This window comes from Sphingomonas pollutisoli (assembly GCF_029167165.1).
GTDB classification, from domain to species: Bacteria; Pseudomonadota; Alphaproteobacteria; order Sphingomonadales; family Sphingomonadaceae; genus Sphingomonas; species Sphingomonas pollutisoli.
On sequence record NZ_JARFNJ010000001.1, the window covers coordinates 11,390 to 32,843 of the forward strand.

Consider the following 21,454-nt stretch of genomic DNA (forward strand, 5'->3'; position numbering starts at 1 on the left):
ATGATTCCCGGTCGAACAAGAATGCCTGCAGGGGGGGGTGTAAAATGCATAAACATGATCCGGCTCGTCAGATCAGTTTCATTCAACAAGCCCTCTCGCAGAACCGTAAACCGATCGGCTTCTTCCTAGGTGCGGGATGCCCGTTGTCGATCCGCGTCAATGAACGGGAGGAGGGCGGAAAGACAGTAACAGACCCGCTGATCTGGGACGTGGCGGGGTTGACGAAAGTGATAGCGGAGCATCTGTCCAGCAAGGACGCCGCCAACCCATCGACCTGGGACAAGATAGTTGCGATCGTGACCGATGACGGCGGCGATGGTGGTAATATTGAGCTCCTGCTCAGCCGCATCCGCGTGTTCGCGAGCGTTGCCGGCGCGGGCGACGTGCGTGGACTGACTGCCGCCGAGCTCATCGCCCTCGACACGAGGGTCTGCGACGTAATCTCCAAAGAGGTCCGGCGCGAGCTTCCGGCCAAGGAAAGCCCCTACCATAACCTTGCGATCTGGAGTCGTTCGATCCGACGCGAGCGGCCGGTCCATCTCTTCACGACCAACTACGACCTGTTGATGGAGCAGGCGCTCGAGGAGAGCTCGGCACCCTATTTCGATGGGTTCATCGGCGCGCGGAAGGCCTTCTTCGACCTTGGCGCGGTCGAGGATGAGGGCTTGCTGCCGCCGCGCTGGACGCGGCTCTGGAAAATACACGGCTCGCTCAACTGGCGTCTTGAAGGGAAGACCGATGTCGTGCGCAGCGACGAGAAGACCGACAAACAGAGCTATCTGATCTACCCGTCGCACCTCAAATATGACCAGAGCCGCAAGATGCCGTATCTCGCGATGCTCGATCGCCTGAAGGCCTTCGTGCTCGCGCCATCGTCGCTGCTCTTCATCTGCGGTTATTCGTTCGCAGACGAGCATATCAACGATGTTATCTGCCGCAGTCTCGAGGCTAATCCGACCGCGCATGTCTTCGCTTGCGTGTTTGGTGAGCTTGAGTGGGAGAATTACAAACTCGCACGCCAGTGCGCCCAGGCGACGCCTAATCTGAGCCTTCTTGGGTTCGACAAGGCGATCGTCGGCCGCACGCTCGGTGAGTGGTCGGGCGAAGGGACCGATGATCTCGCGCTGCCGTCCAGCATCCTCGTTAAGGATGGCGACAAGGTTACCCTGCGGCTTGGAGACTTCGCCGCGCTCGGTATGCTGTTGCGTGGCCTTTCGGGTGATGGGATTAGCGATGATCCGGCCTGACGTTGCCAACCGGGCGACCGTCATCGGCACGGTCCAGGACGTCAGCGGCACGTCGGTCAGCGTCACTTTGACGTCGGACCGCTTCTCGGGCCTGAGCTTCGTCCAGGGCCAGGGACACAAGATCGGCCAGATCGGTAGTTTCGTCAAAATCCCGGTCGGTTATGTCGATCTCTACGGCATTGTCTCGCAGGTGGGAGCAAGTGCGGTCCCCGAGAAGGCGGCCCTCTCGATGCCCAATGGCCTACGCTGGATGACGGTCCAGCTGATCGGCGAGGGCTATCGGACGGGCCGATTTCAGCGCGGTATCTCGCAGTATCCAACCTTCGAGGACGAGGTCCATCTCGTCTCCGAGGCCGATCTTCAGGCGATCTATGGCCGGTCGGACAAGCAGAACCACCTTGTCCGCGTCGGTCATGTCGCGGGCAGCGAGTCGATTGATGCGCTGGTCGACGTCAACAAGCTGGTGACCCGTCACAGCGCCGTGGTCGGGACAACCGGTTCGGGCAAGTCGACGACGGTCGCGGGACTCTTGAATGTCTTGTCAGACGAACGCCGCTTTCCGTCAGCGCGGATCGTCGTGCTCGATCTCCACGGCGAATATGGCAGGGCGCTCGGCGATCGCGCGAACATCTTCAAGATCAGCCCCGACGCCCGCTACGCCAACGAACACCGGCTGTGCATTCCCTTTTGGGCGCTGAGTTTCGACGAGTTGTTGCGGGTGACGTTCGGGAGCCTCCCGCCCGATGGCAAGGCCCGCAACATCATCCTCGAGGAGATCCTCGCGGCCAAGATCGCGAGCCTCGCAGTCCAACCCATCGCCGGCGTGGACCCTGCCAGCATCACCGCCGACAGCCCAGTTCCCTTCTCGCTCAACAAGCTCTGGCACGGACTCTATTGCCGAGAATTCGGCACCTATCTCAGTGCTGGTGGTGCGAGCCCAGCGGATCAAGCCAACTGGGCTTATGAGCTTGACGCCTCCAACGCGAAAATCTTGGGCGATGCCCAAGCCGGCATTCCACCACGCTTTCGTAAGGTCAAAAGCGTCGCGAACGACCCGGAGAAGATCAACTGGCTTCCGGACGTCCTCAACATCCGGGGGGCGCTCGAGGCGTTGGGTGCTCGGCTCCGCGTCGCCCGGTACGACTTCTTGCTGAAGGCGGGTGACTGGCATCCCGACCTTGACGGCAAGACGACCAAGACGCTTGCGGACCTGGTCGGTCAATGGCTCGGCAGCGACAAGCCGATTACTATCCTTGACCTGTCGGGCATCCCCTCGACCGTGACGAACGACATCATCGGTAACATCCTGCGCGTTCTCTACGATGGCCTCTTTTGGGCCCGGAACCTGTCGGAGGGCGGGCGCGAGCGACCGCTGCTCGTCGTGATGGAGGAGGCGCACAGCTATCTTGGCGACGACGGAAGCAGCGCGGCCTCGATCGCGACGCAGCGTATCGTCAAGGAAGGTCGCAAATATGGAATTGGCGCGATGATCGTCAGCCAGCGCCCCGCCGAGATCAACCCGACTATCCTGTCGCAGTGCGGGACCTTCTTCGCGATGCGGTTGAGCAATTCCACCGATCGCTCTCACGTGACCAGCGCGCTCTCGGACAATCTTGAGGGTCTGACCAGCATGCTGCCCGTGCTGCGCACCGGCGAGGCGATCATCTTGGGCGAAGCAGTGCGGCTGCCCATGCGCACCATGATCCAGGCGCCACCCCGCGACCGTCGTCCCGACAGCCAAGATCCGCTGATCTGCGACGAGGTCGCGCCCGAGGATTCGATGACGCCTGGCGGTTGGAATCTGAAGACCCATATTGCCGCGGACTACCGCTATTTCGTCGAGACCTGGCTCCAGCAGAACCCGGTCCATACCCCACCCAAAAAGGAATGACGCATATGGCCTGGCAGGAATTCAACCCTTTCACCTCGTCGAACCTCGCGGCGATCCGTTATGATGAGGATCAGCTGCTGCTCGAGGTCGAATTTCTCAACGGCGGCCGCTATCATTACTATGAGGTGCCGCCGCAGATAGCGCAGGCCTTCGATCAGGCCGGATCGAAGGGGGAATTTCTCGCCGCCTCCATCAAGGGTCATTATCGTTACAGCAAGGTTTAAGATGCCGCTCGTCAGCCTCGATCAGAAAAATAGTCGCGTTCAGTTCGGTGCCTTCGAGGTCGACAACAAGATCTTATTCGAGTTCTTCAACAAACTTGCCGCCGCTGATCGCGACGAGCAGCTCCACAAGGCACTCTACATCGGTGTTCTGGCGCTCATGGAGGATCGGCTTTCGAGCTTCCTCTCGCGAACCGCGAACGAGCTCGGGACCGAGCTCGAAAGCCTGAAACTCATCTTCGACATGAAGAAGGAGCTGTTCTACCGATCCGCAGTGAAGGGCGTGCTCGCCGAGACCGATATCGCCGACTTTCTGTCCGAGTTTTTTGATCGGCAGAGAATCGGTGACCGGATCGAACTGACCGGCGACCGCGCAGGTAAGATCCGCCGCAACAAGACCGGCGACATTGTCTGCCATCTCGCCGGCGACAGCGGCAAGCGGATCGCGATCGAGTGCAAGTTCGACAAGAGCATCCGCCTAGGTGACATCCAGACCAAGGACATCTTCACTAAGAAGGCGGACACCGCCTGGAGCCAGCTCCTCGAAGCGCAGGCCAATCGCGACGGCCAGGCCGGGATTATCGTCTTCGACGCCTCGCTCGTCGACAACAGTATCCTAGTCGCCGTGCAGGACCTGAAGTTCCTGCCCGGTATCGGGTTGATCGCGATCATCGACTCTCAGAAGGGCGATTATCGCAATCTCGCCATCGCCTACATGCTCGCGCGCGACATTGCGCTCAACGCTAAAACTCTGGAGCTAGACACCGACGTCCTCAAGATCATCGTGAGCCGGCTGATCAAAGACGCTCGCGATATGGTGCTGGTGAAGCATCTCGTTGTCGCTAATATTGATAATTTGAGGCAAATCCTCACACAAATCGAGAAAAGCATTCTCCTTGCCGAGTTCAATCAGCGCTACCTCATCAAGTTCCTAGCCAGCGGAACACTCACAAAGGAGGATTTACTTGCCTTCTATGCTGGAGAAGAGGTTAAGGAACACTTCCGTCCTGTTGAGCAGGAAATAGTAAATCTTTGCTCATGATGTTGGCACCCCCCTTAATTACAGCGTATTTAATATGGGAGCCACCTTGAAAGGTTGACGATTCAGCGACGCATTGCGGATTGCGCCGCGTCTTCCGCGCCATGGCTGCCGCGCCCAGCGCCTCCTCGTGCCTCCAACGCCAATCTGAGCGGGGCTCTTCGAACCGTCCGATTGTTTCGCTGCGGCACCAGCCCGCTTCCAACCACAACCACAGAATTCTGTCGTTGGTTGGCGACGCGGGGGCTGGTGCCTCAATGCGCGCTTAGGCGCATTCTCAAACGTACACTTTGCCCACTGAGGTTTTTGCTATCGTTGCTTAGGTTCTCAGTGTTCGGACAAATATAACTGACTTGCTCGGATGATTTTTTGACTCACGTCGGTCACGTATTTTTGCGTTGTTAGCCATATTGCCAAGAGACCTATTTGCAGGGATAGTAACACCACTCGATTCGGGGGGGGTGTCGGATGCGGGCGACCTTAGGGATTATCTGTATTTTATCAGTAACTTGTTTAACTGCATGTGGCGGAAGGTTTAGCGAGGTTCATTATTTCGCAACAGTCGATAAACCGACGCAGCAACCGGTCAATTTCTTCCGGTTGAGCGTGAAGGGGGCGGCCGACGCCACCAACGCTCGCTATATTGCAGGCTTCTACGACGAACGGGCTGTAGATATCTTCCTGAATCAGACGAACAATGGTCGCGGCACCGCCACGGACAATCCCCGGGGGGAAGTCCGGTCACTCTTCGACGGCGCATTGTGCGCATCGGTGGCCACCGCGACCGAATGCGCAGCCAAGCGCAGCGCGCAACTCGAGGTTGTTCCGGTTGGCGGAACCTCATCGACCCTGGATCACGGCGCCTTTGTGATGATTATGAGTTCCAATGCCGATGCTATTGCAAAGACGATCGGCTCGCTTGCCGACAATGAAGCCGCGCTCAGCTCGACCCTTTTTCTGCTTAACCGGGATCAGATCGCCGCCAGCGCGAAAGTGAAGGCTGTGGCTGCGGTGGCCGGCGCGCAGCGCGATGCAGTAAATGCGGAGATCGCCACGTTACTGACAGCCGCAGCAGCGGTTACGGACACTGGCCAAGCAGGCATAGACAAGCGCACCGAATTGTATCTCGCGGCAGTGCGAGCGGCTGCCCGGGCTAGCGGCAGCAATATGCCGATTGGCAATATCGACGAAGCTCGGGAATGGCTGCAAACGGTCAACGCGGGGGGGCGGCCATGATCCGTCCTGCCGCCTCGCTTGTCGCCCTTGGGCTGGTCAGCGGTTGCTCCTCGCTCGGGGTTCAGGTCGATGTGCTTCGGCCGACCTACGCCGCGACTGCTGCTGCTGCTACGGAGGAGCGGGCTGCTGTCCGGAATCTACTCGACGGCAACGCTAGGCCGCGCGCCGTCTATGTCGCCAGCGTGGTCGATCGCGCCATCGCCATCCGAAAGCTATGCTATAAGGCAGCGGAGACGCGACTAAAGGCTATAGTGCCGGCAGCGGCCGACCGAGAAGCCCATGCAGTGGCCCTGACGAGGCTTGCAACCTACAGCTCAACCCAGGGAGTAGCTGCATCGCGCGCGATCAACTTCCAGGATTTTACGCCCTATTTCGCGCGGATCGATCAATCCGCTCAGGCGGCGCTGAGTGCCTCCAGTGAAGCAAGGGCCTTCATCACGCGAGAGGATGCGCAGATCACGCCTTTGATCCGCAGCGCCCTGGATCGACATGCTGCAGACTATGAACAGCAGGCACGTATATTTTTGACGGATCAACAGAGATGCCAGTTCATTGCCGGGGGCAGAGATGGGCCTGCTGTCCTCACGGCGACGAGCCAGCTTGCGTCAGGGTTGCTGCAAAGAATCGCGCCAGCGATTGCGTCGGAAGTTTCTGACGCGACGGCTAGCCTTGCTTCCCCTCCGCCGACAATTCTCGGCAATGGTATCGCGCTCACCGATCTTTCCGAAGCCTATTACGTCGCGAGTGCCCCCAAGGAGGCTTGGCAAACGCGCTTCAACGTCGCGCGCGGCAAGGGCACGTTCGGGTCAAACGATATCGTGATCAAGCTCAATTCAGCTGCCGACTTCACCGTCAAAGGGTTCACTTTTGACGGTCGTAGCACTGCGGACATGGTGAGCAAGGCCGGCGTCGCGGCAGTAAAGCTCGTCGCTGAGGCATATGGCATGCCCATCCGGGCTGGGGGCGCAGGCGAACCAAGCGCCACGACTCCGTCGCCCGCCATGACCGCGGACATCGAACTGGCGGTAGCAGAGGCACGTGAAGCTGCATTCAAGGCGACGCTCACCTCCGTCTCCAACGTCATAGTCGGCGACTGGGTTCGGCTGACTGCGGGCAACGCCGCAGCGCAGACGGCGTTGTCGGCGTCATTCGATGCCGGGAAGAATGCTTGGAAGGCCTCTTCAACCACTCCCGACCAATAGGAGAAACTCTCGTGGCTATGTATCGTGCCGGTGATGCCGTGACATATCTGTGCGGCGGAGCGCCGCGACCAGCAACCGTCTTGAAGGACGTGATTTCTGGCGACCTTGACGCCTCGATAGAGGTTGAGGGGAGCGGCCAGGGCATCGAAGTGCCGATCGGCTGCATCACCTCTGCTGGCGGATTTTCCGACGCTGCTGTTGGCGACGATGTTTTTCTGCACCGGCACAACCAGGGCCTGCTTTGGCATGGCAATGTTTCGGCCATCAACGATGGTATGGCCACTATAGCCCTTGATAGCCTTGCCGGGCAAACGCTCGTGTTGCCCTTGTCGGCATTGACGCAAGGTGTTTTAACGCCGCGGAGCTGATTGCCCCGCGACGAGTTCCGACACGAAATGGTTAGGACCTTTTGTATGCACACCCAAACAGGAATTTGGCCATCACCCTCGGTTCCTCCGGCGAAGCGGCGGTAACCATCCACGCCGCACACGCGCACGCACGCGGTACTCGGCTGGTCATACGAATGGAGCGAGCGGTTCACTGTCGGGCCCGTTTCCAACATTCGCGACGGGCAAAAGCGTCTTGTCCACATCGTAACGAACAAGCCGACCCCAGCGAGCTGGCACTCGTTTCTACGCTTTCGGCCGGATGCCTCGGGTTGGTCGAGCGGGACGGGCGCGCGGCTGACACGACACATTCGTGCCAATGCTGCTCGCGTTGATCGGTTACTGGATCGTCAGGCTGGGAACGGCGGTGGTGCTCGGCTTCTGGCTCGGCTGGGGCGGCGTTGGCGTGCGGATCGGTTGGCTGCGGGCCTTGCCACGGTGGCGGTGCTGATGGTCGCGCGCTGGGCGATGCGCAACCGCTCCTTGGGATAGTCAGGGCGCGTTCATTCGCTCGGCGAGCACGTGAGCATGGATGGCGATACAGATACCAGCTCATCTTCAGTTGCTGTGCAATGCAGGTCGAGCGAAGGTTGATTGTCGCCTTCCTGCCAGAGCTGTCGTTCGACATGTGGCGCGCCAATGGCGGCAAAGTTGCCGTCCTCCGTCATAGATGATGCAAATGGACGCCGCCGATGGCGCAATCGGCGAGATTTGCGTTCAGCGGACGTGACAAGGACCGCCCACGCCCCCCTACTCGTGGCCATATAGGCTAAAATCTCGCGGCATTCGGTCGTCAAGAAACCTCCAGCAGCTTGCTGATCAATCGACCAATACGCTCGTTATCCTCGATAGCGGCACCGTCCGACAGATGCGCATAGCGCGCCGTCATTTTCACGCTCGAATGCCCGAGCAACTTGCTGATCATCGGCAGCGTCTCGGACATGGCGGCGGCGTGGCTCGCGAAGCTGTGGCGAAGATCATGCATGCGGACATGCGCCAAGCCTGCCGCCAAACGGGCGCGCCGATAGACACCGTCGATGCGCGCCACGGTCAACGGCTTGTCCTCGATCCAGAACACCGAAGAAAGGTCCGCATGGCGAGGCATCCGCTCCAGCAGCTCAGCCGCTGCCGTACCCAGCCACACCGTGCGAGGCCCGGTTTTCGCATCGTGGAGCAGAAGGCGACGCCCCCTCACCTCGCTCCAGTCCAGGCCGCAAATCTCACCCTTGCGGCACCCGGTCAACGCGATCAGCCGGATCGCATCTGTCTCCATCGGCGCCGACACGCGTAGGTCAGCCAGCGCAGATCCGAATCGCGAAAACTCTGCGTCGGACAGCATACACTCGTGTTTGCGCGTTGGGTTGCGCCTTATCTGGGTGCAGGGATTCGAATTCGCCGGGATGACACCCCATGCATCGGCTTTGTTGAACAGCTCACTGAGCAACTGAAGCGAGCGGTTGGCCGCAGCGGGTCCCGACTTCGCAGAGAGCGCGGCGAACCAACGCGCAACGTCCGCCGGCTCGATCTTGTCGAGGAAGCACCGGGCGAAGGCGCGTTCGAGGTGCCTGCGATAATAGATGTTGCGGTCGAGCGTCGACGGCTTCCAGCGCGGCGACACCTTGTCCCAGAATTCCGAGAGGAACGCGTCGAAGCGCGGGACGCGACGGGTGCTCATAAGCACGTCGGCTGGGTTCTCACCGACCTGGGCGCGCACGAGGACGCGCCGCGCGACATCGAGCCCTTGCGCGCGCGAGATCACGCGCGCATCGCCGATCGTGACGGTTCGGGTGCGACCGCCCATCTGTGCCTGGACGACATAGATTCGGCGCCCGCTCGCATAGGATCGCATGCCAAATCCGGGCAACTCACTGGACCATTGTGTCAGCCGGCACCTGTGCACGGGCCGGACGTCAGTAGGTGGCAGGTTCGCCGTGGCGAGTTCCAGAGCGACGATGTCGCGGAGCGTGCGCGCGTTCACAGCCCGAGCTCCATCTTGTCGGCAATGGACGCGCACACCCGCGCCGCGGACTCGGAGACCGCGTCGTCCGCTAGATGCGCGTAGCGCGCGGTAGATTCAGGAAGAGCATGGCCAAGGAGCTTGCCGACCGCCGACAGCGAGACGCCATTGCGGATCGCAAGCGACGCGAAACTGTGTCGCAGATCATGCAACCGCACGTCCGTCAGGCCGGCGCGCGCGCGCAGCTTGGACCATGCCGGGTCCGGGTTAAACGGGTCCCTTGGATTTCGCCTGCCGGGGAAAACCAGGCCAGAAATCCGTTCGCCGCGAAGGTCGTCGAGGATCTTGCGGGCGGGTGCGCTGAGATAGATCACCTTCGCGCCGGTCTTGCTGTCCGGCAGGAAAATACGTGGCGGCTTGATCCACTCCCATCGCAAACCCGCGATCTCCTGTCGCCGCGCACCCGTGTACATCAACAGCCGGATGATGCTCACCGCCTCGTGCATCTCGGCTTGTGCCGCCTTCAAGACCGAAGCCAATGTGCGATACTCCGATCCGCTGAGATAGCGTTCCGGGAGCTTGCGCCTGTAGCGGGCAATGCCCTTGCAAGGATTGGAACCGGCGAGCCGATAACCGAGCGTTTCGGCCATCTTGAACATGGACGCCAGTACCGGCACGGACCGATTAAATGCGGCAGGCTTCTGACCCATCGCGTCGCGCCATTTCACGATGTCGGCACGGGTCATTTGCGCGACTGGAAGCGCACCGAATGACGGCAGAATATGCGCCTTGATCGCCCATGCGTTTCGTTTCGCGGTGCTGGCTTTCCAGCCCACCATGCACTGCATGAATTCCGGGAAAAACTGCTCGAACGTCAGCCCCGCGCTGGGCCTCGCGACGGGCCTTTGGGGTAGTCCGTCGAGTGCGCTCGATCGAAGAATTTTGAGTGCTTTGCGACGGGCCTGCCGGACATCCATTGTGGCTGTTGAGCCCAAAGTTTCGAACCTGGCATTGCCGCGTTCTCGATGCCGTAATACCCAGGTCTTGTGTCCCGAAATTCGGCATCGCAGTCCGAATCCAGGCAGGTCCGTGTCCCAGTAAATCATCGGATTTTTGGGAGCACGGCGCCGAGCGATATTGCCGTCGAGGCGGACACTTTCGTTGCCGGTGGACGTCCCCGAAAGTGGCGGCGACTCGGCTCTCAAATAGCCATCTGGACCCTCCGAAATGCTCCCTATTGCTCCGTTTTCATCCTTCTGATACTTCACCATAAATGCTTCCTTTCAACGGCTTAGCCGTGTAGGGTGTGCACCATGTCCGACATTCGCGACCTCGTGATCCTCACCGGCGCCGGCATCTCCGCCGAGAGCGGGCTCGCGACTTTTCGGGGGCCGGGCGGGTTGTGGGAGGGGCACCGCGTCGAGGATGTCTGCACGCCCGAGGCGCTCGCGCGTGATCCCGAGCTGGTTCACCGCTTCTACGACGCGCGGCGCGCCGCGCTCGCGGCGGCCACGCCCAATGCCGCGCATGTCGCGCTGGCGCGGCTCGACGCCGAATGGCCTGGCGACCTGCTGATCGTCACGCAGAATGTCGATGACCTGCACGAGCGCGCCGGGGCGACGCGGGTGCTCCACATGCATGGCGAGCTGCGCTCGGCGCTGTGCGCGCTGTGCGGGGTGCGTACCGAATGGAGCGACGCGCTGCCGCCGGGCGCGCCCTGCCCGAACTGCGACGCGCCCGCGCTGCGCCCCGACATCGTGTTCTTCGGCGAGATGCCGTATCAGATGGAGCGGATCGAACAGGCGCTGGCGGAGGCCGATCTGTTCGTCTCGATCGGCACCTCGGGCGCGGTCTATCCGGCGGCGGGGTTCGTGCGATTGGCGAGCCGCTATGGCGCCGACACGCTCGAACTCAATCTGGAAGCCTCGGCCGGGAGTGGCTATTTCGCCGCGACACGGCTCGGCCCGGCGACTAAGCTGGTGCCCGAATGGGTCGACGCGATGCTCGCCTGAAGGAGATTTCAATGCTTGGACGGACCATCCCCGAAGTCACGCTGAAAACGCGCGTGCGCGACGAGAGCGTCGGCGGCCCTAACCCGTTCCGCTGGCAGGACGTCGCCACCCGCGATCTGTTCGCGGGCAAGCGCACGGTGGTGTTCAGCCTGCCCGGCGCCTTCACGCCGACCTGCTCGACCGAGCAATGCCCCGCCTTCGAGCGCGAGTATGACCGGCTGAAGGCGCTCGGCGCGGACGAGGTCTGTTGCATCTCGGTCAACGACGCGTTCGTGATGTACCAGTGGGGCCGCCACCTCGGCGTGGAGAAGGTGAAGCTGCTGCCCGACGGCTCGGGCGATTTCACGCGGCGGATGGGCATGCTGATCCGCAAGGACCATCTCGGCTTCGGCGAGCGGAGCTGGCGCTATGCGATGGTGGTCGAGGATGGGGAGATCGTCGCCTGGTTCGAGGAACCCGGGATCAACGACCAGGGTCTCGACGAAGACCCCTATGGCGAAAGCGCACCGGACAAGGTGATCGCCTGGCTGGAGGCCAATCCGCGGTAACGCGCGGCCCGTCCCGAGCGGATGGTGGGTTTACAGCGTCAGCTCCCACGTCTCGCCCTGGACGGGTTCGCCGAAATCGCTGTGGGTCGCGGTCGCGGTGATGCGAAAGCCGTGCGCGGCATAGATGCGGCGCGCGCTTTCGAGGATGGTGTGCGTCCACAACGTCATGCGGGTGTAGCCCGCCTCCCGCGCGAAGGCGATGCAGCGCTCCACGAGATCGTTGGCGATGCCGAGTCCGCGCGCGCGTGGCTCGACATACAGCAGGCGCAGCCTGGCGATGCCGTCGCCACCGTCGGCCGCGAAGATCGAACCGGCGATCGCGCCGCCGCATTCGGCGATCCAGCAGCGTTCGCGGGCCGGATCAAAGCCGCGCAGGAACGCGGCCGTGACCTCGCCGAGCAGCGCCTCCATCGGCGCGCCCCAGCCGAACTGTTCGGCATAGAGGATCGCCTGGCGCGCGGCTATCATGCCCATGTCGCCGGGACGGTGCGTGCGAATGGTGTAGCCGGCGCGCGCTTCGCCCGAGAGCAGGCCGCGTGCGGTATCGAGCGCGCCGACCAGCGCGCGCCGGTCGGCTTCGCCCAGCGGCGCGAGGCGCGTCTCCAGCACCGCGCGCTGGCGTGAATCGAGATCGGCGAGGAGCGCCTGGCCCGCCTCGCTCAACGCCACCGGCCGGCGCCGCGCATCGCTGCCGCGGCCGCGCACGATCCAACCTTCGGCCTGGAAGCGGCGCAGCAGCCGGCTGGCGTAGCCGGGATCGAGCGCGAGGAAGTCTTGCAGATCGACCGCGAGCGCTTCGCCGCGCGTGCCGATCTCATATAGCAACCGCGCCTCGGTCAGTGTCAGCGGCATGCCCAGATAGTGCGCGTCGAGACCGACGACGAACTGGGTGTGGAAGCGGTTGAAGGCGCGCAGCGCAAGCAGGGTTTCGTCCATGCCGCGATGCTGCCAGAAAACTTGACCCAGTCAACTATTCGACGGCGATTCCGAAAAATTCCTCGAGCACCTCGCGCGGGTGTTCGAACACCATGTCGGGTTCGCAGCGCAGCAGCACCTCGCGGTTGGCATAGCCCCACAGCACCGCGCCCGCCGTGATACCGACCTTCCTCGCGGCGGCGATGTCACGAGTCTCGTCACCGATCGACAAGGTGGCTTCGCGCGAAATCCGCATCCGCCGCAGTACCTTGCGATAACGTGGCGCCTTGCCGAACAGCGACGCGCCGCATTCGAACATCTCGATGCGCGCGGCGAGCGAGCCGAGCACGGCGCGGGCATTGTCTTCGGAATTGGAGGTGACCACCGCGATCCGGACGCCCGCGTCGGCGAGCGTGTGGATCACGTCCTTGACGCCGTCGAACAGCGCGATCCGGTCGATCTGCGTGGCGAGCTTCGCGTGGACATAGCGGCCGATCGCCGGCAGCTTCCAGCGCGGAATGCCGAGGTGGCGGATCACCTCGCGCGTGGTGCGGCCGCGCAGCGATTCGACCTCGCCGGGCGGGACGCGGCGGAACTTGAAACGGTCGGCGAGTTCATCGGCGATCGACAGGAACCAGTCGCCGCTATCGGCGAGCGTGCCGTCGAAATCGAAGATCGCGAGAGCATAGCGCGCGGGCCGGGCGCCGCCGGGCTGGAGCATCCCGGTCACGATGCGTCCGCCCCCCCGCGCCGCTTGCTGCGCTTGCCCGGCGGGCGGTCGCCGGCGCCGACGCCGCTGCGGATCGTGAGCAGTTCGGCACGGGTGAGATTGCCGTCGCGATCACGATCGAGCCGGGTGAAGATCGCATCGAAACGCGCCTGCAGTTCGGCGAGCGTGACCCGGTTGTCGCCATCGCCGTCGACCTCGAACGGGCTCGGCAGGGCGTTGGCGTCCCCCAGCCATTTCAGCGCCCAGTCGCCATAGTCGATATAGCCGATCGACCCCTTATGGGCGCTGTCCGCGCTCGCAAAACTGTGCGCCACGCACGCGGCGAGTTCCGCGCGGCTGACGATCGCATCGCCGTTCTGGTCGCACGCCGCGATCATCATCGCGACCGGCTCGGCGACGATCGTGGCGAGCGGCTGGCGCGGCGCGGCGGCAGGCGGCGCGGGCTGTTGCGCGCTGGCCGCGCACGCGAGCGCCGACAAGGCCGCGAAAGCGAGGCCGTTGCCAAAGCCGCCGGATCGTACCGGATCTATCGACCGCCCGGATGGCGCGCGGGCGCTGCCGTTCCGCGACGTGAACGGCGTGAGGGCGGGTCGAGCGATGGACGCCGGACGGGGCTCGGCGCTTCGCCAAGGTCTCGCAAGAACGGCAATCCCAACACTCGGCCTCATCACGCCCTTCCCCCGGGAATCGGCCGCCGGCACCGCCGAGGCCGCCGGTAGCGATAGCCGAAATCGGCGGTGTGGCGATAGGCTTGCCGCGTCGCGATTGCCGCGCCCCGCGCCGGCGGCATGGGCGGGAGAGGCCGCGCGGGGGCCGGACATTGCTGCATTGCGTCAAAATATAATTCTGTGATCGAAACGTCACGGCACCGAAACACCCCGCACCCAGAGCGCGCCCGAACTGATCCTGGGGGGACTGATCCATGTTGCCGTATTCGCCGTCTTCGTCGCGCCGCCTGCTGGCCGCGACCGCGCTCTGCCTGAGCCTCGCCGCCACGCCCGCCTTCGCCGAGGAGCCCGCGCCCGCCGCCGCGCCGGCCGACGCGAGCGATACGCAGGGCCTCGCCGACATCGTCGTCACCGCGCAGAAGCGCCCGGAAAGCCTCCAGAAGACGCCGATCTCGATCTCGGTCATCAGCGATCAGGGCCTGCAGGACCGCCATGTCGTCTCGCTGGTCGATCTCGGCGACGGCGCGATCCCGTCGCTCAAGGTCGCGCCCTTCTATTCGCGCAATTCGGCGCTGATCGTGAACATCCGCGGCGTCGGCGTGCTTTCGGACGGCAACCAGCCGGCGCGTGACCAGGGCGTCGGCGTCTATATCGACGGCGTGTACATGGGCCGCGCGCAGGGCCTGGGCACGGCGCTGTTCGACGTCAACAGCATCGAAGTGCTGAAGGGGCCGCAGGGCACGTTGTTCGGCCGTAATACCGAGGGCGGCGCGGTCAACATCACCACAAAGAAGCCGACCGGCGAATTCCACGTCAACGCACTCGCCGGCGCCGGAAATTACGGCAGCTACAAGGGCGAACTGCACGTCGACCTGCCCGAATTCCACAACATCAGCATCAAGCTCGACGGTGTCGTCGCGCATCGCGACCCGCTGGTGAAGAACCCGCTGCAAGGCGCCTATGGCTTCAACTTCTACGACAAGCACGGCGCGCACGTCGAAGCCTTGTGGCAGCCGAGCGACGCGTTCAGCGCGGACTATTCGTATGACACATCGTACGATGCCTCGACCTCGCTGTACCTGCAACTGGTCGCGCCCGGCACCAATAAGCAGGCGGCGCTCGGCACGATCCAGTCGACTCGCGCCAGCGTCGCCAATGTCGGCGTACCCGAGCAGCCGAGCGTCGGCCGCACCGACGGCCACCGCCTGACACTCGAATACAAGCTCGCGCCGAGCCTGTTGGTCAAGTCGATCACCGCCTACCGCGAACTGACGCAGAGCCAGTATGACAACGGCTCGGCGGCGACGACGATGTCGGTGGCGCTCTCCGCCGCGAACCCGACCGGAAATTTCACCGGCATCGGCTTCTCCCGCTACAGCCTCGCGCAGTTCCGCCAGAACCAGTTCAGCCAGGAAGTGCAGGCGATCGGCGATCTGCCGGGCTTCAAATATGTGGTCGGCGCGCTCTATTATCAGGAGCACGTCCAGGACAATGCGCAGGCGTTCAACACCAACCAGTTCACCAACGCCGCCGGCAGCGCCTACACGCTCCTGTCGGGGCCGGCCTTCAACGATTACACCAAGCAGTCGATCGATCGCGCCAGCTACGTCCAGACCACCAGCATGGGCGTGTTCGGCCAGGGTACCTACACGCCGCCGCTGCTCGACGACGCGATCCACATCACCGGCGGGCTGCGCTGGACCCGCGACATCAAGCACGGCAAGCTGCTGACCGTGAACAACGCGCTGCCAGTCGACCGTAACGGCGTGTCGGGCGCGATCCACCTCGACCATAGCTGGTCGCGGGTCGACCCGATGATCAACGCCGCGGTCGACGTCGCGCAGGGGGTGATGCTCTACGGCAAGTGGAGCACGGGCTACAAATCGGGCGGCGCCAATTCGCGCTCGCAGGAATATGACGAGTTCAACCCCGAGACGGTCTCGATGTTCGAGATCGGCGCGAAGACCGAATTCTTCGACCGCCACGCGCGCTTCAACGTCGCCGCCTATGCCGGCAGCTACAAGGACATACAGGTCGATTTCAGCCGCCCGTACGAAACCGGCGGCGTGCGCACCAACCGCACCACCACCTCGACGATCAACGCGCCGGGCACCGGTGGCCTGCACGGCGTCGAGGCGGAACTCACGCTGCTGCCGGTGCGCGGCCTGACGCTGACGGGTTCCTACGCCTATAACTATGTACGCATCCCGGCGACGGTGAACCCCTATCCGAACGCGGCGGGCAACCTCAGCACGATCGCGGTGCCGATCTACCAGACCTACACGCCCGAGCATTCGGGCAGCGTCGCGGTCGATTACGAGCTGCCGATGGACGGCTTCACCGTGCGCGCGCATCTCGACGGCAATTTCGACTCGGGCTTCTACTCCAACGCCAACGATCCGGTGTATCTGGGTGTCGGCGCGGCGGGCAACGTGCCCCAGCCCAAGGGCGAGAAGGCGACCGTGTTCAACGGCAACATCGCGCTCGCCGATATCGACATGGCCGATACCGGCGCGAAGGTCTCGCTCTCCTTCTGGGTGCGCAACCTGTTCGACGAACAGCACATGTTCTACAAGGCGCTCAGCCCGACCAGCGGCATGAACGGCTTCTTCAACGAACCACGCACCTTCGGCGGCCAGGTGCAGGTGAAGTTCTGATGATCGCCGGCCAGGGAGCAACGATGATGCGTCTTTCCAACCCCATTCGGCGTATCGCCGCGCCGGTTTTGGCCCTGTCGCTCGCGGCGGGCGTGCCGGCGGCGCCCTGGCTGTTCGCCCGGACCGGCCCCGTGGCGGCAGCGGCGCACGAGCGCCTGCTGCCGCTGCAAGGCGGCCGCAATTTCCGCGACCTCGGCGGCTATCGCACCGCCGATGGCCGCAGCGTGAAATGGGGCGTGCTGTTCCGCTCGGGCTCGATGCACGGGCTGACCGAGGCGGATTACCGGTCGCTCGAAGCGCGCGGCATCCGCGTGGTGTGCGACTTCCGCGATCGGCGCGAGCGGGCGGCGGAGCCGGTCACCTGGCCGGCGGCGGGCGCGCCGCGCGTGCTCAGCGACGATTATGATCTCGACATGCGCTTCCTGCCTGCCGGCAGCCCGAAGAGCTGGACGCCCGAACAGGTCCGCGCGGCGATGACCAAGGCGTATCCGGCGATGCTCGGCCAGTTCAACGGTCAGTATCGCCGCATGTTCGCCGAGTTGCTCGCGGGCCATGCCCCGCTCGCGTTCAACTGTTCGGCGGGCAAGGACCGGACCGGCATCGCGGCGGCGCTGCTGTTGACCGCGCTCGGCGTGCCGCGCAAGGACGTGATCGCGGATTATCTGCTCACCAACCGCTATCTCGACGCGAGCGCGCTGACCAAGGGCACGCCGAACCCGGCCAACCCGCTCGCCGGGCTTCCGCCGGAGACGGCCAAGCCGCTGATGGCCGCCGATGCCGCCTATATCGAAGCGGCGCTGGCCGTCGTCGATGGGCACAAGGACGGAGCGAAGGGCTATTTCCGCGACGAATTGGGGCTCTCCGCCGCGGATCTGGTCAAGCTGCGTAACGCATACCTCGTGCGCGCGTGAGCCGTGCGGGGCGCGTCCGCGTGGGCGCGCCCCGCCGGGACGTTCGCGCGGGCGTGGCGGCGATGTCTTTCGGGACTTGAGCCGCCCGCCAAACAATGTATCTTTTTGGCCTTATAGATGTATTTCTAGGAGGCCCGATGCTAGATCGCCGCACGTTCATCGGCTCGTCCGCGCTGGCGGTGGCGACGGTTCCGCCCGCCTTCGCCAGGGGCGAGTCCGCGCCCCTGCCTCCGCTGTCGCCGGACATGCCGATCCCGCTTGGCTACCTCCCCGCCCCCGTGCCGCCGGCCGACCCCAGCCTGTACGCGTTCAACCACGGCTGGCTGTTCCACGAAGGCGACCTGCCCTTCCCCGCCGTACGCGGCAACGACCAGACCTATGCCGCGACCAAGGCGGGAAACGCGCAAGGCGCCGCCGGCGTCGATTATGACGATTCGGACTGGAGCCCGGTCCGCCTGCCGCACGATTGGGCGATCGCGCATCCGATCGAATCCGACCAGAACGACGCCTTCGGCTATCGGCGGCGCGGGATCGGCTGGTATCGCCGCTATGTCGTGTTCCCCCGGGAATGGCATGGCCAGTATCTCGAACTGCAACTCGGCGGCATGGCCAACACTGCCACCGTCTGGTTCAACGGCATTCCCGTCGCGCACAGCCTGTCGGGCTATGTCCAGCAGAATATCGACGTCACCCCCTACGCGCGCTTCGGCGACGAGCCGAACACGATCGCGATCCGCGTCGATGGCGATGTCATGGAGGGCTGGTGGTATGAGGGCGCCGGGCTGTACCGCGAATGCTGGCTGGCGGTGCGGCCGGCGCTGCATATCGTGACCGACGGCGTCCACGCGACGCCGCGCGCCCAGCCCGACGGCACATGGCGCGTGCCAATCGCGGTGACGATCAACAATGCCGGCGCGGCGGCCAGCGACGCGACGGTCGAAGCCATCTTGCAGGACGCCGAGGGCCGCACCGTCGCGCGGGCGAGCGTGCCCGCCGGCGCGGCGCCGCTCGACACGGGCACCGCGCGCATGACGCTTTCGCTGGCGAAGCCGATTCTGTGGTCGCCCGACACGCCGACGCTGTACGCGCTACAAACGCGGCTGGTGCGGGACGGGACGGTGATCGACAGCCGGCGTACCGAACTCGGCTTCCGCACCACCCGCTTCGATCCGGCGACCGGCTTTCACCTCAACGGCAAGCCCCTCAAGATCAAGGGCGTCTGCATCCACCACGACCATGCCGGCGTCGGCGTGGGCATTCCCGCCGCCTTGCTCGAATGGCGGGTGCGGCGCCTCAAGCAGATCGGCGCCAATGCGATCCGCTTCGCGCATGCGGCGCCCGCGGCCGCGCTGCTCGACGCGTGCGACCGGCTCGGCATGATGGTGATGGACGAGAACCGCCATTTCGACCCCAGCCCCGACTATCTCGCCCACGTCACCTGGATGGTGCGGCGCGACCGCAACCGGCCGAGCGTGATCCTTTGGTCGGTGCTCAACGAAGAGCCGATGCAGGGCACCGAGCAGGGTTATGAGATGGTGCGCCGCCTCGCCGGCGCGATCCGGGCGCTGGATGACACGCGGCCGATCACCGCCGCGATGAACGACGGCATGTTCACGCCGAAAAACGGCGCCGATGCGGTCGATGTCGTCGGCTTCAACTACAAGCACGATTGGTACGACCGCTATCATGCGGCGCACCCCGAACGCCCGCTCATCAGCACCGAGGATACCAGCGCGGTGATGACGCGCGGCGAATGGGCGACCGACACGCAGCGCAACGTGCTGACCTCCTACGACAGCGAGGCGCCCGAATGGGGGCTGACGCATCACGAGAGCTGGCAAATGATCGGCAGCCGGCCGTTCATCGCCGCGACCTTCGTATGGACGGGGTTCGATTATCATGGCGAGCCGACGCCGCTGCCGTGGCCGGCGGCATCGAGTTCGTTCGGCATCCTCGATCTGTGCGGTTTCGCCAAGATGGCGTATCATCTGCGGCGCGCGCAGTGGACCGACGACGCGCCCGTGCTCGCGATTGGGCCGCATTGGAACTGGGCCGGGCGCGAGGGCCAGCCGATCCGGGTCATCACGCCGGGCAATGTCGATGAGGTCGCTCTGTTCCTCAATGGAAAGCCGCTCGGACGGCAGGCGCGCAAGCCGTTCGTCACGCCGGAGTGGCAGGTGCCGTTCGCGCCCGGCAAACTGGAGGCGGTCGGCTATACCGGCGGCCGCGAAGTCGTGCGGTTCGCGGTGGAGACCGCCGGGCCGCCGGCGGCGCTGCGGCTGACCGCCGACCGGCCGATGATGCTGGGCGACGGCGACGACGTGCAGCCGATCAGCGTCGATCTGCTCGACGCCGCCGGCCGCCATGTGCCGACCGCGACCGACCGGGTCACGTTCGCGATCGAAGGCGGCGAGATCATCGGCGTCGGCAACGGCGACCCCAACGACCATGATCCCGAGCAGGGCAACGCCCGCAAGCTGTTCGCCGGCTTCGCGCAGGTGCTGGTGCGCCCGTCCGCGGGCGCGAAGCAGCTCGTGCTGACCGCGCGCGTGGCGGGATTGCCTCCGGCGCGCGCGGCCTTCCCGCTGGTGGCCGCGCGGGCGCGCGAGGTCACCGCAATCCCCGCCGTCCACCACCTCACCGAATGGCGGCGAACGCCCTTCGCCGCGCAGGCGCCCGACGCGCGCGAAATCTACCCGGCGCAGCAATGGCGGGGCTTGGGCTACGTACGCACCGGGCGGCTGGAGGAGGCGCCGGCAGCGCATGGCTTCACGCTGATCCAGGGCCGGTTCGTGCCCCGCCGTGCGGTCGCCGCGCATGGCGGCACGCTGCGGCTGGCGGGGGTGATCGGCCGCGCCGAACTGTGGGTCGACGGTGTGAGGCTCGCGACCAAGGCCGACCGGGCGGAAGCGCCGATCGTCGTCCCCCTGCCCGCTGGCGACCAGGAGCGGGTGGTGACGCTGCTGCTCGAAGCCGATGCGGGCGAGGCAGCCGGCCTCAGCCGGGGCGTGAGCGTCTGGTGACGCGACAGCGATGACACGCGGCTTCGACAATGTTAGCTGGCTTCGACATGTCTTTCATTGATCTTCTCGACATCGCCGGCACGGCCGAAAGCGGGCCGCGCTATTTGTGGCTGCAGAAGCTGATCCGTACCGCGATCGAGACGCGACGGCTGCCGGCCGGAGCGGCGCTGCCCAGCGAGCGGGAATTGTGCGACGAGTTCCAGCTCTCGCGCGTGACGATCCGCAAGGCGATGGAAGCCCTGGTCAACGACGGGCTGCTCGAACGGCGGCGTGGCGCGGGCACCTTCGTGGCGGATGCGCCGGCCGACAAGGAGCCGGGCCGGGTCGAGAAGAGCTTTTCGATGCTGTCCTCCTTCACCGAGGACATGCTGGCGCGCGGGCGCCGGCCGTCGAGCGAATGGATCGACCGTTCGGAAGGGTCGGTCACGCCGGAGGAAGCGCTGGCGCTCGGGCTGTCACCGGGATCGCCCGTGTACCGCTTCCAGCGCATCCGTTTCGCCGACGGGGAGACGATGGCGATCGAATATGCCGCCGTGCCCGGCTGGGGGCTGAACGGGCCCGATGATGTCGAGTCATCGCTTTACGGCGCGCTCGAGGCGCATGGCAATCGCCCGGTGCGCGCGTTGCAGCGGGTGCGCGCGATCGGGTTCGAGCCGGAACAGGCGGCGCTGCTCGGCATCCAGCCGGGCGATCCCGGCCTGCTGATCGAGCGCCGCGCGTTCGCCGCCGACGGGCGGATCATCGAGGTGACGCATTCCTATTATCGCGGCGACGCCTACGATCTGGTCGCCGAACTGCATCACATCTAGGC

Annotated in this window: 19 protein-coding genes; 14 read left to right on the forward strand and 5 right to left on the reverse strand. The window is 64.5% G+C overall.

Features of this window, described 5'->3' with window-relative positions:
• Positions 1–44 precede the first annotated feature (44 nt).
• The 8 genes from PX554_RS00040 (at position 45) to PX554_RS00075 (ending at position 7,673) form a co-directional block, all read left to right on the forward strand.
• A complete protein-coding gene (locus tag PX554_RS00040) occupies positions 45–1,247 on the forward strand; it encodes an SIR2 family NAD-dependent protein deacylase (protein ID WP_275497866.1) in 1,203 nt (400 codons plus the stop codon).
• Positions 1,234–3,138 carry an ATP-binding protein gene (locus PX554_RS00045; protein WP_275497868.1) on the forward strand — a complete coding sequence of 635 codons (1,905 nt, stop codon included), beginning with the start codon at positions 1,234–1,236 and terminating at the stop codon, positions 3,136–3,138. Before PX554_RS00040 ends, PX554_RS00045 begins: the two co-directional genes overlap by 14 nt.
• A gap of 5 nt (positions 3,139–3,143) precedes the next feature.
• Complete coding sequence (locus PX554_RS00050) at positions 3,144–3,362, forward strand: KTSC domain-containing protein (protein ID WP_275497870.1); 219 nt, start codon at positions 3,144–3,146, stop codon at positions 3,360–3,362.
• A gap of 1 nt (position 3,363) precedes the next feature.
• Positions 3,364–4,401, forward strand: a complete 1,038-nt coding sequence (locus tag PX554_RS00055) for a hypothetical protein (RefSeq protein ID WP_275497872.1) — start codon at positions 3,364–3,366, stop codon at positions 4,399–4,401.
• 465 nt (positions 4,402–4,866) lie between these two features.
• Positions 4,867–5,634 carry a hypothetical protein gene (locus PX554_RS00060; protein WP_275497874.1) on the forward strand — a complete coding sequence of 256 codons (768 nt, stop codon included), beginning with the start codon at positions 4,867–4,869 and terminating at the stop codon, positions 5,632–5,634.
• Positions 5,631–6,836, forward strand: coding sequence for a hypothetical protein (locus PX554_RS00065; protein ID WP_275497877.1), 1,206 nt, complete (start codon positions 5,631–5,633; stop codon positions 6,834–6,836). The genes PX554_RS00060 and PX554_RS00065 overlap by 4 nt, the downstream gene beginning before the upstream one ends.
• Before the next feature lie 11 nt (positions 6,837–6,847).
• On the forward strand, positions 6,848–7,204 hold the full coding sequence (locus PX554_RS00070; protein WP_275497879.1) for a hypothetical protein: 357 nt from the start codon (positions 6,848–6,850) through the stop codon (positions 7,202–7,204).
• 331 nt (positions 7,205–7,535) lie between these two features.
• A complete protein-coding gene (locus PX554_RS00075; protein WP_275497881.1) occupies positions 7,536–7,673 on the forward strand; it encodes a hypothetical protein in 138 nt (45 codons plus the stop codon).
• A 342-nt stretch (positions 7,674–8,015) separates the two neighbouring features.
• On the opposite strand, the gene PX554_RS00080 is transcribed toward PX554_RS00075, so the two are convergent.
• Entirely contained in the window at positions 8,016–9,200 is a 1,185-nt protein-coding gene (locus tag PX554_RS00080; RefSeq protein ID WP_275497883.1) for a tyrosine-type recombinase/integrase, read from the reverse strand.
• Positions 9,197–10,450, reverse strand: a complete 1,254-nt coding sequence (locus tag PX554_RS00085; protein ID WP_275497885.1) for a tyrosine-type recombinase/integrase — start codon at positions 10,448–10,450, stop codon at positions 9,197–9,199. Before PX554_RS00085 ends, PX554_RS00080 begins: the two co-directional genes overlap by 4 nt.
• A 42-nt stretch (positions 10,451–10,492) precedes the next feature.
• Here PX554_RS00085 and PX554_RS00090 point away from each other — a divergent pair, with 42 nt between their 5' ends.
• Positions 10,493–11,191 (forward strand): NAD-dependent deacylase, encoded by a 699-nt coding sequence (locus tag PX554_RS00090; protein WP_093222803.1) that lies wholly within the window; start codon positions 10,493–10,495, stop codon positions 11,189–11,191.
• Positions 11,192–11,202: 11 nt separating this feature from the next.
• Positions 11,203–11,739 (forward strand): peroxiredoxin, encoded by a 537-nt coding sequence (locus PX554_RS00095; protein ID WP_275497890.1) that lies wholly within the window; start codon positions 11,203–11,205, stop codon positions 11,737–11,739.
• Between the two features lie 30 nt (positions 11,740–11,769).
• Here the strand turns inward: PX554_RS00095 and PX554_RS00100 are convergent, their stop codons facing one another.
• From PX554_RS00100 to PX554_RS00110, 3 genes are read right to left on the reverse strand one after another with little or no spacing between them, the layout of a single operon-like run.
• A complete protein-coding gene (locus PX554_RS00100) occupies positions 11,770–12,675 on the reverse strand; it encodes a bifunctional helix-turn-helix transcriptional regulator/GNAT family N-acetyltransferase (protein WP_093222806.1) in 906 nt (301 codons plus the stop codon).
• A 34-nt stretch (positions 12,676–12,709) separates the two neighbouring features.
• Positions 12,710–13,375 carry an HAD hydrolase-like protein gene (locus PX554_RS00105; protein ID WP_093222993.1) on the reverse strand — a complete coding sequence of 222 codons (666 nt, stop codon included), beginning with the start codon at positions 13,373–13,375 and terminating at the stop codon, positions 12,710–12,712.
• Between the two features lie 5 nt (positions 13,376–13,380).
• The gene (locus tag PX554_RS00110; RefSeq protein WP_275497893.1) at positions 13,381–13,863 is read right to left on the reverse strand and encodes an EF-hand domain-containing protein; all 483 of its coding nucleotides are present in this window, start codon (positions 13,861–13,863) and stop codon (positions 13,381–13,383) included.
• A 443-nt stretch (positions 13,864–14,306) separates the two neighbouring features.
• On the opposite strand from PX554_RS00110, the gene PX554_RS00115 reads away from it, so the two are divergent.
• The 4 genes from PX554_RS00115 to PX554_RS00130 all read left to right on the forward strand — a co-directional run bounded on the left by PX554_RS00115 (position 14,307) and on the right by PX554_RS00130 (position 21,452).
• Entirely contained in the window at positions 14,307–16,709 is a 2,403-nt protein-coding gene (locus PX554_RS00115; protein ID WP_093222808.1) for a TonB-dependent receptor, read from the forward strand.
• A 23-nt stretch (positions 16,710–16,732) separates the two neighbouring features.
• Positions 16,733–17,620: a tyrosine-protein phosphatase gene (locus PX554_RS00120; RefSeq protein ID WP_275497897.1), complete on the forward strand. Its 888-nt coding sequence runs from the start codon at positions 16,733–16,735 to the stop codon at positions 17,618–17,620.
• A 137-nt stretch (positions 17,621–17,757) separates the two neighbouring features.
• Entirely contained in the window at positions 17,758–20,643 is a 2,886-nt protein-coding gene (galA, locus tag PX554_RS00125; RefSeq protein ID WP_275497899.1) for a beta-galactosidase GalA, read from the forward strand.
• A gap of 47 nt (positions 20,644–20,690) precedes the next feature.
• Positions 20,691–21,452 carry a GntR family transcriptional regulator gene (locus PX554_RS00130; RefSeq protein ID WP_275497902.1) on the forward strand — a complete coding sequence of 254 codons (762 nt, stop codon included), beginning with the start codon at positions 20,691–20,693 and terminating at the stop codon, positions 21,450–21,452.
• Positions 21,453–21,454 lie beyond the last annotated feature (2 nt).

Bases quoted from the DNA above. Each gene is read 5' to 3' on its own strand.
- galA (WP_275497899.1), top strand. From the start codon at position 17,758: ATGCTAGATCGCCGCACGTTCATCGGCTCGTCCGCGCTGGCGGTGGCG.
- PX554_RS00060 (WP_275497874.1), top strand. From the start codon at position 4,867: ATGCGGGCGACCTTAGGGATTATCTGTATTTTATCAGTAACTTGTTTA.
- PX554_RS00065 (WP_275497877.1), top strand. From the start codon at position 5,631: ATGATCCGTCCTGCCGCCTCGCTTGTCGCCCTTGGGCTGGTCAGCGGT.
- PX554_RS00120 (WP_275497897.1), top strand. From the start codon at position 16,733: ATGATGCGTCTTTCCAACCCCATTCGGCGTATCGCCGCGCCGGTTTTG.
- PX554_RS00115 (WP_093222808.1), top strand. From the start codon at position 14,307: ATGTTGCCGTATTCGCCGTCTTCGTCGCGCCGCCTGCTGGCCGCGACC.
- PX554_RS00040 (WP_275497866.1), top strand. From the start codon at position 45: ATGCATAAACATGATCCGGCTCGTCAGATCAGTTTCATTCAACAAGCC.
- PX554_RS00130 (WP_275497902.1), top strand. From the start codon at position 20,691: ATGTCTTTCATTGATCTTCTCGACATCGCCGGCACGGCCGAAAGCGGG.
- PX554_RS00050 (WP_275497870.1), top strand. From the start codon at position 3,144: ATGGCCTGGCAGGAATTCAACCCTTTCACCTCGTCGAACCTCGCGGCG.
- PX554_RS00090 (WP_093222803.1), top strand. From the start codon at position 10,493: ATGTCCGACATTCGCGACCTCGTGATCCTCACCGGCGCCGGCATCTCC.
- PX554_RS00045 (WP_275497868.1), top strand. From the start codon at position 1,234: ATGATCCGGCCTGACGTTGCCAACCGGGCGACCGTCATCGGCACGGTC.
- PX554_RS00055 (WP_275497872.1), top strand. From the start codon at position 3,364: ATGCCGCTCGTCAGCCTCGATCAGAAAAATAGTCGCGTTCAGTTCGGT.
- PX554_RS00095 (WP_275497890.1), top strand. From the start codon at position 11,203: ATGCTTGGACGGACCATCCCCGAAGTCACGCTGAAAACGCGCGTGCGC.
- PX554_RS00085 (WP_275497885.1), bottom strand. From the start codon at position 10,450: ATGGTGAAGTATCAGAAGGATGAAAACGGAGCAATAGGGAGCATTTCG.
- PX554_RS00100 (WP_093222806.1), bottom strand. From the start codon at position 12,675: ATGGACGAAACCCTGCTTGCGCTGCGCGCCTTCAACCGCTTCCACACC.
- PX554_RS00105 (WP_093222993.1), bottom strand. From the start codon at position 13,375: ATGCTCCAGCCCGGCGGCGCCCGGCCCGCGCGCTATGCTCTCGCGATC.